This is a genomic window from Algibacter pectinivorans, assembly GCF_900112595.1.
GTDB lineage: Bacteria > Bacteroidota > Bacteroidia > Flavobacteriales > Flavobacteriaceae > Algibacter_B > Algibacter_B pectinivorans.
Genome location: NZ_FOMI01000002.1, coordinates 465,369 through 478,852 on the forward strand (window position 1 = coordinate 465,369; position 13,484 = coordinate 478,852).

8 protein-coding genes are annotated in these 13,484 nt (G+C 33.1%); 5 read left to right on the top strand and 3 right to left on the bottom strand.

What is annotated here, in order from left to right; translation table 11 throughout:
- Window positions 1–18: 18 nt before the first annotated feature.
- Genes BMY96_RS04725 through BMY96_RS04740 form a run of 4 tightly spaced genes read left to right on the top strand, consistent with a single transcriptional unit; the run spans window position 19 to window position 5,598 of the window.
- The gene (locus tag BMY96_RS04725) at window positions 19–3,156 is read left to right on the top strand and encodes an efflux RND transporter permease subunit (protein WP_092849704.1); all 3,138 of its coding nucleotides are present in this window, start codon (window positions 19–21) and stop codon (window positions 3,154–3,156) included.
- A 4-nt stretch (window positions 3,157–3,160) separates the two neighbouring features.
- Window positions 3,161–4,579, top strand: coding sequence for an efflux transporter outer membrane subunit (locus BMY96_RS04730; RefSeq protein WP_092849706.1), 1,419 nt, complete (start codon window positions 3,161–3,163; stop codon window positions 4,577–4,579).
- Window positions 4,580–4,590: 11 nt separating this feature from the next.
- Window positions 4,591–5,181 carry a TetR/AcrR family transcriptional regulator gene (locus BMY96_RS04735; RefSeq protein ID WP_092849708.1) on the top strand — a complete coding sequence of 197 codons (591 nt, stop codon included), beginning with the start codon at window positions 4,591–4,593 and terminating at the stop codon, window positions 5,179–5,181.
- Between the two features lie 21 nt (window positions 5,182–5,202).
- A complete protein-coding gene (locus BMY96_RS04740) occupies window positions 5,203–5,598 on the top strand; it encodes a hypothetical protein (protein ID WP_092849711.1) in 396 nt (131 codons plus the stop codon).
- 209 nt (window positions 5,599–5,807) lie between these two features.
- Here the strand turns inward: BMY96_RS04740 and BMY96_RS04745 are convergent, their stop codons facing one another.
- Together BMY96_RS04745 and BMY96_RS04750 are read right to left on the bottom strand one after the other, a co-directional pair.
- Window positions 5,808–6,170: an endonuclease domain-containing protein gene (locus BMY96_RS04745; RefSeq protein ID WP_092849714.1), complete on the bottom strand. Its 363-nt coding sequence runs from the start codon at window positions 6,168–6,170 to the stop codon at window positions 5,808–5,810.
- Between the two features lie 366 nt (window positions 6,171–6,536).
- Window positions 6,537–7,538: an NAD(P)H-dependent glycerol-3-phosphate dehydrogenase gene (locus BMY96_RS04750; RefSeq protein ID WP_092849716.1), complete on the bottom strand. Its 1,002-nt coding sequence runs from the start codon at window positions 7,536–7,538 to the stop codon at window positions 6,537–6,539.
- 212 nt (window positions 7,539–7,750) lie between these two features.
- Here BMY96_RS04750 and BMY96_RS04755 point away from each other — a divergent pair, with 212 nt between their 5' ends.
- A complete protein-coding gene (locus BMY96_RS04755; protein ID WP_092849719.1) occupies window positions 7,751–8,689 on the top strand; it encodes a nicotinic acid mononucleotide adenyltransferase in 939 nt (312 codons plus the stop codon).
- A 339-nt stretch (window positions 8,690–9,028) separates the two neighbouring features.
- Here the strand turns inward: BMY96_RS04755 and BMY96_RS04760 are convergent, their stop codons facing one another.
- Window positions 9,029–13,465, bottom strand: a complete 4,437-nt coding sequence (locus BMY96_RS04760; RefSeq protein ID WP_092849723.1) for a chemotaxis protein CheB — start codon at window positions 13,463–13,465, stop codon at window positions 9,029–9,031.
- Window positions 13,466–13,484: the final 19 nt, after the last annotated feature.

The following is a 13,484-nucleotide window of genomic DNA, read 5'->3' on the forward strand; positions in this document are numbered from 1 at the left end:
CACCAAACATAATTTATCATGTTAAAAACATTTATTGAAAGACCAGTGCTTTCAACAGTAATCTCTATTATCATAGTTATGCTAGGTGTTATTAGTATAACTAGCTTACCAATAGAAGAATATCCAGATATTGCGCCGCCTACCATTAAGGTTACTGCAAATTATACAGGAGCCAATGCCGAAACCGTTTTAGAGAGTGTAATTATACCTATCGAAGAACAAATTAATGGTGTAGAAGGTATGACATACATAACTTCTACCGCGTCAAACACGGGTACAGCAGAAATTACAGTGTACTTCGATCAAGAAATTGATGCAGATATAGCAGCTGTAAACGTGCAAAATCGTGTGTCTAGAGCAACACCTTTATTACCACAAGAGGTAATACAAACAGGTATAACTACACAAAAGCAAGAAACGAGTGCACTGATGTTTATTTCTATGTATTCTGAAAGCGAAAATTACGACGCCACATTTATTCAGAATTACTTAAAAATTAACGTTATTCCAGCTATGCAACGTATTAGTGGTGTTGGTGATGTTAGTGTATTCTCCCAACAAGATTATGCCATGCGTATTTGGTTAAACCCAGAAAAATTAGCATCTTATAATTTAATTCCTTCAGATATTTCGGCAGTTTTAGCAGAACAAAATTTAGAAGCTGCTGCGGGATCTTTAGGTCAGAATAACGGTGAATCTTTTTCGTATACTTTAACCTATAGCGGTCGTTTTAAAGATGAAGCACAATACAGCGATATTGTTATTAAAGCTTTAGGAAACGGAGAGTTTTTGCGTTTAAAAGATGTCGCAACTATCGAGTTAGATGCACAATCTTATGCGTCTAACGCCATGAGTAAAGGGCATCCGGCAGTATTTATGGGGATCTTTCAAACCAAAGGTTCTAATGCACAAGAGATTATTGAAAACATAAAAGTAACTCTAGAGCAAATAAAAGCAGATCTTCCCGAAGGATTAGATGTATTTGTACCTTACGATACGAGTTTGTTCTTAAACGCATCTATCGAAAAAGTAATTAGCACTTTATTAGAGGCCTTTTTATTAGTATTCCTAGTGGTGTTTATCTTTTTACAAGATTTCCGTTCTACCTTAATTCCAGCAATTGCAGTGCCTGTTTCTATTATTGGTACGTTCTTTTTCTTGAATATTTTTGGGTATTCTATAAACCTATTAACCCTATTTGCGTTAGTGCTCGCCATTGGTATTGTGGTAGATGATGCCATTGTAGTTGTAGAGGCGGTACATGCCAAACTAGATGAAGGCGAAAGAGACCCTAAAAAAGCCACACTTACAGCCATGAACGAGATTTCTGGTGCAATTATTTCTATTACTTTAGTAATGGCAGCGGTATTTATTCCGGTAACTTTTGTAACGGGTCCAACAGGAGTATTTTATGAGCAGTTTGGTGTAACGTTAATTATTGCCATTTTAATTTCGGCAGTAAACGCATTAACTTTGAGTCCCGCATTATGTGCTTTATTATTAAAAGGGCATAAGGATGATGAAGAGTTAAAAGGAAAAAGTCCGCTAAAACGTTTTTACACATTATTTAATCGTGGATTTAACGCTACGGTTGATAGATATGGTAAATCGCTTCAGTTTTTATACAGAAGAAAATTTGTTTCTGTTTTATTATTAATCATTGCTGTTGTAGGTATATATTGGGCTGCAACAACAACACCAACAGGGTTTGTACCTAATGAGGATAGAGGCATTATTTTCGCTAATATCGAATTACCTCCAGGAGCTTCATTAGATAGAACAGATGCAGTAGCAAGACAACTTTATGCTAAAGCCGAAGGCATAGAGGGTATTTCGGCAGTAAACTTTATTAAAGGTAGAAGTTTAATTAGTGGAGCTGGTAGTAACTTTGGTTTTGGTATTATTAAATTAGAAGATTGGTCAGACCGTACAAGTCCTGCACTTTCAGCACAGGCCATTACCGGAAAATTATTTGGTATAGGAGCTACCATTCCAGAGGCTAATATTATTTTCTTTTCGCCACCTAGTATTCGTGGTTTTGGTAACTCGTCTGGTTTCGAAATTAACTTATTGGACAAGTTTGGAGGCGAGTTTACAGATTTAGATCAAGCAAACAAAGATTTTTCAATGGCCTTAATGAGTCACCCAGAAATTAAGTATGCAACATCTTCATTTAATACGAGCTATCCGCAATACGAGATGGAAGTAAATGTGCCTTTAGCAAAAGAAAAAGGAGTGTCGGTTACTAGTATTTTCTCTACGTTGCAAGGCTATATAGGTGGAATTTATGCGTCCGATTTCTCTAGATTTGGAAAACAGTTTAGAGTATATATACAAGCCTTACCAGAAGATAGAGCAGACGAAAATGCTTTAAATAGTATGTATGTTCGAACAGATTCTGGCGAAATGACACCAATTACGCAGTTTGTAACCTTAAAGCGTGTGTATGGACCACAATCGGTAACGCGTTTTAACTTATTTAATTCAACTACAATTACAGGGGCCACAAACGAAGGGTTTAGTACCGGTGATGCTATTAAAGTAATTGAAGAAGAGGTTGCAAAATTACCAAGTAATTATACTGTTGCCTATTCTGGTTTAACACGTGAGGAGGTAAATGCAGGAAACCAAACAACGTTCATTTTTATATTAAGTATCCTATTTGTGTATTTCTTATTAAGTGCGCAATACGAAAGTTATTTATTGCCATTTGCAGTAGTATTTTCATTACCATTTGGTGTATTTGGAGCCTATATAAGTACTAAGTTTTTAGGCTTAGAAAACAATATTTATTTCCAAATAGCCTTAATTATGCTTATTGGGTTATTGGCTAAAAACGCCATACTTATTGTGGAGTTTGCTTTAGCCAGACGAAAGAACGGCGAGAGTATTGTAGATGCCGCAATTCACGGAGCAAAATCGCGTTTACGTCCTATTTTAATGACCTCATTCGCTTTTATTTTAGGGTTAATGCCATTAGCGTTAGCAAAAGGTGTTGGGTCCGAAGGGAATAACTCTATTGGTTCTGGTGCTGCTGGTGGCATGCTTATAGGTACGCTTTTAGGAGTTTTTGTAATTCCTATCTTATTTATACTATTCCAGTGGTTACAAGAAAAAATTTCAGGGAAACCAGTAATACAAACTATTGAAGAATAACACGATGAAATCAAACATAAAACATAGAAATTTTAGTAAAGGTGCTTTAGTATTGGTAGTTGCATTAACGTTACAAAGTTGTTTTGTGGCTAAAGATTATGAACGACCAAATTTAGAAACTGAAACAGAAGCACTTTACCGCACAGATAATTTGCCAACAGATAGTTTATCTATTGCAAATGTATCATGGAAAACGTTGTTTACAGACCAATATCTTCAAGATTATATAGAAGAAGGTTTGCAAAATAATATGGATGTTCGTAGCGCTTTACAGCAAATTATTTCGGCCGAAGCTTATGCTAAACAAGGTAAAGCAGGGTACTTTCCAACCTTAAGTGTTGGGCCTAACTATACGCATCAAGAATACTCAGCTAATAGCCAATTTGGGTCTATATTTAGCGGTGGTTTAGATACTTACGATGTAACCGCCAATTTATCTTGGGAAGCCGATATTTGGGGTAAAATAAGAAGTAATAAACGTGCAACGCAAGCGGCTTATTTACAAAGCGTAGCAGGACATCAAGCTGTAAAAACACAGTTGGTTTCTAGCATTGCAAACACGTATTATAATTTGTTAGCCTTGGATGCGCAGTTAGAAATAACAAAGCAAACTATTGAAACTAGAGAAATTGGGGTTGAAACCATTAAAGCCTTAAAAGATGCTGGCCAAGTAACACAAGTGGCTGTAGATCAAAATATAGCGCAGTATAATAGCGCTAGAGCATTACAGGTAGATTTAGAGGTTGCCATTTTTAAAACTGAAAATACTTTAAGTATTTTATTGGGTAAAGCACCTCAAAATTTTGAAAGAAGCAGCTTAAATATTCAAAAAATAAATGAGGAAATTACCGTTGGTGTACCTTCTACTCTATTAAGTAATAGACCAGATGTTATGGCTGCAGAGTTTGCATTAATTCAGAATTTTGAGTTAACCAATGTTGCTAATAGCAGTTTTTATCCGAGTTTAACTTTAACAGCGTCTGGAGGTTTACAAAGTTTAGAGTTGGATAATTTATTTAATACCAATTCACTTTTTGCTACAGTTGTTGGTGGGTTAACGCAACCGCTTTTTAATCAGCGTAAGCTTAAAACTCAAAAAGAAGTGGCTTTAGCAAACCAGGAAAGTGCACTTTTAAACTTTAAGAAAACATTATTGGTTGCAGGTAGCGAAGTATCTAATGCTTTATATAGCTATAACGCCGAAACTAAAAAATTTGAATTTAGAAAAAATGAAGTTGAAGCTTTACGTAAAGCCGAAGCAAACTCCGAAGAATTGCTTAAAAACGGTTATGCCAATTACTTAGATTTATTAACGGCAAGACAAAGTGCTTTAAGTGCAGAGCTTAATGTTATAGATAGTAAATTACAACAATTAGTATCTATTGTAGATTTATATGAAGCACTTGGTGGCGGATGGAGATAAAATAAATAACTATGATTACTAAGGCAACTTTGTTAAAATGTTCTATTAAAAAGTTTACGCAATGCGGAAGCAAGCATGTAACTTTAGACGACATAGCAAATACACTTGGTATATCAAAAAAAACAATTTATGCTTTTTATAAAAACAAAGAAGCGCTGGTTTCGGCTAGTATTGAAAGTTTATTAAACGAGTATAAAGACGATATAAATGGGATTGTTAATAGCAATGGTAAAGATCCTGTTTTGTGTGTTATAATAATTTACCAGAGAGGGTTTGAGTATTTAAAATACTTTAAGCCCTCTTTTCTTTTTGGTCTAGAAAAGTACTACCCTAAAGCAAATGCCATATTTGAAAGTTTTATTGAAGCGTTGTCTAACACCACAGTGTATAAATTACTTATACAAGCTCAAGAATCTGGACATATTAAAGCGGAAGTTAACTTAAAACTGATAGTTAGTGTTTACTTTTTACGCATAGATAAGCTCATTTTTAAAAAGAATAACTTATTCGAGTTGTACCCAAAAGAAGAACTTTTTAACCATTTAGTAGTTTATAATTTAAAAGGAATAATTACACCTAATTATTCTAATTCTTATTTTTGAATAGTTTACTATTTTTGCAGCATGAAAAGAGATATTGAAATTCCTGTTGTAAAAGATGTGTACGTTGCTGTGGTAAACGAGTATAACGATATTTATAAAACGCAAGACTGGAACGCGTATATTATTAACAATAAAGATGTTGATTTAGAAATGGTTATTATTGTTACCGATGGCTATTCTGAAACTAAAACAACATCGAAGTTTAGAAAAAAAATTGATGTGCTTCCTAAAAAGAGTTATGCTAAAATAGAGCTTATACAAGAGGAGTTGTTTGCTTTAAATAACCAGTTTAAAGTGTCTTTTTTCGAGGGTAACCAAATGTTTGATAAAACCTATTTGTTTAGAAAAAACACTATTAACCTTAAGGCTTTGCAGCCTGTACCCTTAATGGATGTTAAAGGTGTTTTGGTAAAATAGCATAGTCCTGCTGAGGTAGGAATTTCATAATAAGAACCCTTCCGTCTTTAATTCCTTTTACTGGAATTAAAGCCACCTTCCCTTAAAAAAAAGGGAAGGAATTAATTGTTTATAGTTTTAGTGCTAATATACTTGAAGGAACTCTCCTCATTTTAAAGGAGGAGTGGATTTAATTTCGATACCTCGAAAATTAAAGACGAGGTGGTTGCTTATAAATTTTTGAAATGAGAACATATTTCTTTTAATACAAATTCAAGATTTTCGAAAACTAATTTGTTTTCAAATCTTATAAGTTTGAAACCTAGGCGCTCTAATCTATTTGTTCGTTCTAAATCATAGTTTTGTTGAGCAAAATCGAAATGGTATGCTCCATCTAGTTCAATAATAAGTTTTTCTTTAGGGCAGTAGAAGTCTACTATAAAGTTTTCGATACTATGTTGTCGCCTAAATTTGCGGCCTCCTAATTGCTTTTTTTGAAGGTGTTTCCATAATGTAGCTTCGGCGGAAGTTAAACTTTTTCGAAGTTCTTTTCTGCGTTGTTCTAAATATTTATAATTATGGATATTTTTCATTTTGTGTTTAAAACCCTTCCGTCTTTAATTCCTTTTACTGGAATTAAAGCCACCTTCCCTTAAAAAAAAGGGAAGGAATTGAGTTTACGTTTTAACTTAAGATTTTTGTTAAAATACAATATAATTAACGGTTTTAATAAACGGAAAAGTAATGCTGCGCCTTTTGTAGGCTAGATTGGATTCTATTTTAATGTTGTATAATAAAAGACACGGTGGTTTTTGCGTTAGGGATTGTAGCGGCATCCTTTTTTTTGCTGCCATAAATGGCAAAAAAAAGATATAGCGTAAAGCCCGACCCTTTTCGGGTAACGCCCACATTATTGCTATAAATTAATGGTATTAGATTCTTGCTTTTGCAGGTATTACTTAATCCAATTTATCGGTAAGTTTTTTAAATACTTTTTTAGGGTTTTTATTGTCGTACAAAATCTCGTAAACCGCGTTTATAATAGGAGTTTGAGTTTTTTTAACGTTTTTGTCGTTTAGTGTATGGGCGCTTTTTGTTGCGTAATACCCTTCGGCAACCATGCTCATTTCCATTTGTGCAGATTTTACGGTGTAGCCTTTACCAATCATATTTCCAAACATACGGTTTCGCGAAAACACCGAGTAACCGGTTACTAGTAAATCGCCTAAATACGCCGAATTATTAATGTTACGTTTCATTTTATGGCGCTTTTTAATAAAACGTTTCATTTCGCGTATGGCATTACTCATTAATACACTCTGGAAGTTATCGCCATAGCCCAAGCCATGCGCTATTCCGGCTGCAATGGCGTAAATGTTTTTAAGCATAACGGCGTATTCAATGCCTATAACATCGTCGCTAGTTTTTGTTTTTATATAATCGCTAGATAAAGTGTTGGCAATGGCCTCTGCTTTGGCTGTATTAGAGCATGAAATGGTTAAGTAGGATAAACGCTCTAGAGCTACTTCTTCGGCATGACAAGGTCCTGCAATTACCGCAATATTATCGTAAGGTATTTTATAGGTTTTATGAAAATGCTCGCCTACCAACAGTCCTGTTTCGGGCATTATGCCTTTTACTGCAGATACTATGGTTTTGTTAGAAATATCGACAGTTAGTTTTTCTAATTCGCTATGGATAAAGGCCGATGGGATTACAAAAATTAAAACATCGGCATATTGGGCAATTTCATTAATATCGTTGCTAAGTTTTAATTGCTCTAAATGAAACTCTACCGAACTTAAGTAATTAGGATTGTGTTGCTCTCTTAATAAATGCTCTTTAGTGTATACACTGCGCATATACCAACCAATTTCATTTAAGTTTTCGCTAAGCATTTTTACAATAGCTGTAGCCCAACTTCCTGCTCCAAAAACCGCATATTTTAAAGGTTTATCCATAGGTTTAATATCGTTTTCTAGTTCAAAAATACATAAATATTTTTCATTTTAAAGAGCTGTTGTAAAAGAATCTGGAAATGAGGGTAAAGCGCCGTAATTAAAGCGTTTTTATAATGGTTTAAGGTTTTTTACAGGGCCTAAAAAAGAGCGGTTTAAAATGTTTGGCACGCGTTTTGAAACTACACTAAACAGAAACCCTAAAATGTTAGATTATGAAGACGATAAAATTACTTTCAAGTTTTGCCTTAATAGCAACTCTTTTTACATCTTGTTATACAGAGGTTATAGTTGATGATTTTAATGAGGCACCTCCACTTACAGTAAACCAATTATTAAACTCTTACGAGCTGTGGTATGTAGATATTAATAGCACTGTTGGTTATGGCGAAACTCCTTTTTTACAAAAAGCGTTTACAGTATCGTTTATTAATGGTGTGTTATACGCTAATAATAATATTGCTGGTTTAGGTAGTAATGGTAATGGATATGGAATTGATGTTGCTAATTACGATGCTTATAATATGATTTTAGATGTGCAACATGATATTGATGGTTTTTCGACTTTTGATGTTTACGAAGTAGATTATAATACTATTGAGTTATATAATCCAAACAACGATACCTCGTATTTTTTAGATGGTTACCAACGTAATAATTTTGATTATGATTTTGTGTTTTATGATAACATCCATTACTTTTTACAAGAATACGATGCTTGGGAAAAAACATATACTAGTGATTACGGCGCTATAAATGAGTTTGATAACGAAAATTATTTACAGTTTTTAGCTGGAGGGAATGATTCTGAATTTAGAAGTTCGCAAGACACTAATATTAATAACGCTAATAACTTATATTGGGACTACACAGGTGTTTACGGTGTAGGAGATGTAAGTGGTAATGAAACTTTAAAAATTTTAACATTAGATTATGATTACTTAGGCAATGAATATTTTGAGTTGAGCGTTATTAATGATAGTAAGATAGAGTTGTTTCACGCTGCCTCTGAAACGGTATATGAATTTGAAGGACGCGGATATATACAGTATTTAAAATCTGATAGTAAGAAACAAAACGAAGTTAAAGAAGATAAAATGCGCAAGCATAGAAAAGATAAAGTAGCAAACCCGAGAGAAAATACAAGGGTTTAAGAAAAGATAGAATTAGCATTCTTACAGGATGCCTTAATTAAGAATTTTGGTTGGTTATTTAGTTTAGAAACCGCTTAAAGCACTCAGCTTTAAGCGGTTTCTTTTTTTTATTGGTTTGTAATGTGACTTTTTAGTTTTTAAGGTGTCCTAATTAGGAATTGTTTTAGTTATTGAAAATACAAGGAATTACAATTTTTAGCAATAGTAAAAAAGAAGAAAAAACACATTCGTGTAAAATTTATTTAGAAAAGAACATGAGCACTTAATTAATAGCTAATTACATTATTATGTTCTAAGGCCAACTTGCAAAAGTTGGTCTTTATTGTTTTTATAAGCCATTTATTTTGAAATCCATTTATTTAAAACTTTAAATAATTCGTCTTTAATAACGGGTTTAGACAGAAAATCGACACAGCCTTTATTAAAGCATTTTTCTTTTTCTTCTGGCATGGTATAAGCAGTTTGCATAATTACCTTAGCCTTTGGGTTTATTTCTAGAATGGCGCTTAAAGCATCTATACCATTCATTTCTGGCATTCTAATATCCAGTAAAACAACATCAATCTCTGGAGTAGTTTGGTAGGTGTTTACGGCTTGGGTACCTGTTTTTGCAAATAGTAAATAGGCACCTGTGTTTTTTAAGACTACTTTAAAAAGCAATTGGATTAAGGCGTCGTCTTCCGCGATTAAAATAGTTTTGTCTTTTAAAAACCTTGTACATTTTATTGGCAGTTTCGGTTTTTTTGCGTTTTTAAATTGAGTTAGTTTTAAAGGTATACTAAAACTAAATGTAGTGCCCAAATTCAAATTAGAACTAACGTTAATATTACCTCCCATTAGAGTTATGATACCTTTGCAAATGGCAAGACCTAAGCCCGTGCCTCCATATTTTGCATTGTTTTGGTAATTAATTTGTTTAAAGCGTTCAAATATTTCAATCTGTTTTTCTTTTTTAATTCCTATACCTTGGTCTTTAACAAAGAATTTTATGTTATCCTCCTCCACTTCAAAACCAAAAGATATTTCGCCCTTATCAGAAAACTTTAAGGCATTATTTAATAAATTTAGAAGCACTTGTTGCAACCTATGACTATCTGTAATAATTACTAAATCTTTATAGGTATCTGGAATAACCGTTTTAAAAGTAATATCTTTTTTATATTCGTTGGTGTTTAGTTGATTATAGGTGATTTCTAAATTATCGATAAGATTTGGTACGTGGCACTCTTTATACACCAACTTAATCTCATTGGATTCCATTTTAGCAACATCAATTATATCATCAATTAGATTTAAAAGTTGTTTGGAATTTCCATCTATAATCTCAAGATATTTAAGGCGTTCTTTTTTTGTTAAACTATCGTTTTTAAGTAATTCCGAGAAACCTAAAACACTATTCATTGGCGTTCTAATTTCATGACTCATATTGGCCAAAAAGTAGTTTTTATGCAGGTTTGCTATTTCGGCTTCTTTTTTAGCTTTTATAAGTTCTTCTTCGTATAGTTTTTGCTGAGTAATATCTTGTACAGCTCCTTTTAATGCTATAATGGTATTATTTTCGTCCTTTACAGCTTCGCCCATAATACAAAGCCAACCGGGTGTTCCGCCCTGTCTTATAATTTCTAATTCGAGATTATATGGTATACCTTGGTTTTGGCAGTCGTTTATAGCTTTGGATATTGTTTTCCAGCTAGATTTTGTAAAAAGTTTACTACTCGATTTTAAATTTGGAGGCGGTAAATTAGGATCGAACCCATAAATTTTATAAAGCTCTCTTGTCCAGCGTACACTGCCGGTTTCTAAATCTAAATACCAACTGCCTACGTGTGTGATTTCTTGAGCGCGATATAGCTCTTCTTGACTTTTAGCAAGTTCTTCTTTTTTATTTTTAAGTTCGGTAATGTTGGCAAAGGTTGCAGCAAACTCTCCTTTAACGGGGCAAAATAAATGTACTTGGTAATGCTTGCCATCTTTGGTAGAGTATTCTTTTATATAGTGTTCTTTATTAGATAAGGCTGTTTCTCCAAAGGTTTTTATCCAAGTGGTTGGGTCGTCTTGTATGTAAGGCGCTATTTTTTTTAGTCTTTTTCCTAAAAATTCATGTCGTTCTAAACCTATTATCTTTTCAAAGGTAGGATTGGCATCTAAATATATCCAATCTATAGGTTGGCCCTCGTTATTGGTTATTATTTCGCCGTGTAAAAAGCCTTCGTTTAAATTTTGAAAGAGGTTTTTATACCTTAGTTCGACTATTTTTAGGTCTTTTTCGGTTTCTTTAAGTTTATTAATATTATTTAATGTAATTACAATGCCATTTATTTTTTTTGCAGATGTAATAAAAGGACTCGCTCTAAATAAATAGTAGTTATTATTTTTATCGCTTAATTGTTTTTCGATAGTTATAAGTTTCTCTAATACTAAACTCGAGTCTTTAATAATTCCTGCCCTGGTATCTTCTAAAAAATTGGATGTAAAGCTTGAAAGTGGTCTGCCATAATCAGACTCGTGTAAATTAAAAATTTCCTTAAGTGCCGGTGTAAATTTTCTAATGCGTAACTCGGTATCTAGAAACAGGGTGGCAATTTCGGTGTTATCTAATAGGTTTGTTACATCGTTACTTAAGTTTGTAAGCTCCTTGTTCTTTTCCTGCATTTCAGAATTTACAGTATACAATTCTTCGTTTACAGATTGTAATTCCTCGTTAGTGCTTTGAAGTTCTTCGTTGGATGCCATGAGTTCTTCGTTAGACGATTGTAGCTCCTCATTGCTAGTTTCTAGTTCTTCAATAGCATTTTGTAATTCTGTTTTTACAGCTTTTAGTTCGTTTTCTAAATCCTCCAAACGTTGGTTAGATACCTCTTCTACATCTATATTTTTAAGTACTACAGGTGCTTCCTTATCTAAAACTTTATCATTTGTAAATTCTATTAAATAACAACCATTAAGCGCATCATCTATATCTGGTTTATGGAATTTTAAATCAAAAGAAAAATTTTGGGTTTTGGTTTTATTTATAACGCCTTTTATAATAATATCTTGGTTTTCACTTTCTAGTCTGCGAATACCACTTCTTATAAGTCCTGCAATGTCGGTATTTACTATTTTTAATAAATTATTTTGAAAAAGACCTTCGTTATGGGATAAACGTTTTCCGGCATCGCCTTTAATAAAAAGGATATTAAAACTTTTATCTATAAAAATGGATGCAGGACTAAACTTTTTACTTAAATACTTATGGAATACTAGTTCTGGGTTTTCTTTAACTCTAAAATTAGGTGATTGAATGTTAGTTGTAGGTGTTTTATATGAAATGGTTGAAACCCGCTCTAAACTGTTGCTCTGCGAAGGATATTGTTTTGTGCTCGAAATATTTTGAAATATTTTCCACTTTACATCGATAGTTTTAAAATGCTTTGATACCGTTCCTAACGACTCGCTATTACCCAAAAATAAGTAAGCATATTGATTTAAGGCAAACTGAAAATTATGCATCACTTTCTTTTGAATTTTAGTGTCAAAATAAATGAGTAAATTTCGGCAGGAAATTAAATCCATTCTTATAAATGGTGGGTCTTTTATTAAGTTATGATTAGAGAAAACTATTTTCTCTCTAAGGGTTTTAATAATTTGTATTTTATCGCCAATTTTTATAAAATAACGATCTAAGAATTTTTTATCAATTTCATTAGAAATATTAATATTGTACATACCAAGCCCCGCAAATGTTAAAGCTCTTGGATCTATATCTGTGCCAAATATTTTAAAATTGATATTAAGATTGTTACTTTTAATATAATCGTCCAATAAAATGGCTATCGAGTAAACTTCTTCACCGGTAGAGCAGCCGGCAATCCAGATACGAACCGTTTCATCTACTTGTTTGGATTCGCATAATTTTGGAATAACCTTGGTTTTTAAACTACTAAAGGCTTCGGTGTCTCTAAAAAAGCGGGTAACCCCTATTAGAAAATCTTCTTTAAGCGCTTGTTTTTCTTCTACGTTGCTAGATAAAAAGGTAACATAATCGAATAGATGATCAATGTTATTAATGCTCATTCGTTTTTCTAACCTGCGGATAAGCGTGTTTTTTTTATACTCTCTAAAATCGATTCCAGAAAATTTAAAAACGATAGTTAATATATTATTTATTAAGTTATCGCTAGATGTTGGCGTGTTTAAGTTTTTTATTAATAAGGAATTATTTATAGGTGTTCTGTGTATTAATTCGGCAATTTTTTCGGGTGGCGCGATAAAATCTGCTAAATTAGTTGCTATCGCAGAGTTTGGCATACCATCAAATTGCGCAGAGATGGGGTCCTGAACGATTATTGTACCTCCTTGTTCCTTAATAGTATGTATGCCTCGTGAGCCATCTGAACCGGTACCAGATAATATAACACCCATTGATTTGGTGTTATATTCCTCACCTAAAGTATGAAAGAAGATATCTATTGGTAAGTTTAAATTGTTTTTTGGCCCTTTGTCCAGCAAATATAATTGGTTACCCTTAATATGAAGGTTTTTGTTTCTTTGATTTAAATAAATACAATTTGGCTTTATAACTTGCTTATCTTCTGCCGTGTAAATTGGCATAGACGTGTGCTTGCTAAGTAACTCTGGCATTAAACTTTTAAAATCTGGTGAAAGATGTTGTACAATTATAAACGCCATACCTGTATTGCTAGGTACGTGGTCAAAGAGTGTTTGTATAGCATCTAAACCTCCGGCTGAAGCGCCAATGCCAACAACGTAAAAATTTGATTTACTAATATGCATTAGAAAGTTTATAAATGCT

What these genes read in the sequence shown, in the direction of transcription:
- BMY96_RS04745 (WP_092849714.1), bottom strand. Translation starts at nt 6,170, where the DNA reads ATGAAAAATATCCATAATTATAAATATTTAGAACAACGCAGAAAAGAA.
- BMY96_RS04740 (WP_092849711.1), top strand. Translation starts at nt 5,203, where the DNA reads ATGAAAAGAGATATTGAAATTCCTGTTGTAAAAGATGTGTACGTTGCT.
- BMY96_RS04730 (WP_092849706.1), top strand. Translation starts at nt 3,161, where the DNA reads ATGAAATCAAACATAAAACATAGAAATTTTAGTAAAGGTGCTTTAGTA.
- BMY96_RS04725 (WP_092849704.1), top strand. Translation starts at nt 19, where the DNA reads ATGTTAAAAACATTTATTGAAAGACCAGTGCTTTCAACAGTAATCTCT.
- BMY96_RS04735 (WP_092849708.1), top strand. Translation starts at nt 4,591, where the DNA reads ATGATTACTAAGGCAACTTTGTTAAAATGTTCTATTAAAAAGTTTACG.
- BMY96_RS04750 (WP_092849716.1), bottom strand. Translation starts at nt 7,538, where the DNA reads ATGGATAAACCTTTAAAATATGCGGTTTTTGGAGCAGGAAGTTGGGCT.
- BMY96_RS04755 (WP_092849719.1), top strand. Translation starts at nt 7,751, where the DNA reads ATGAAGACGATAAAATTACTTTCAAGTTTTGCCTTAATAGCAACTCTT.
- BMY96_RS04760 (WP_092849723.1), bottom strand. Translation starts at nt 13,465, where the DNA reads ATGCATATTAGTAAATCAAATTTTTACGTTGTTGGCATTGGCGCTTCA.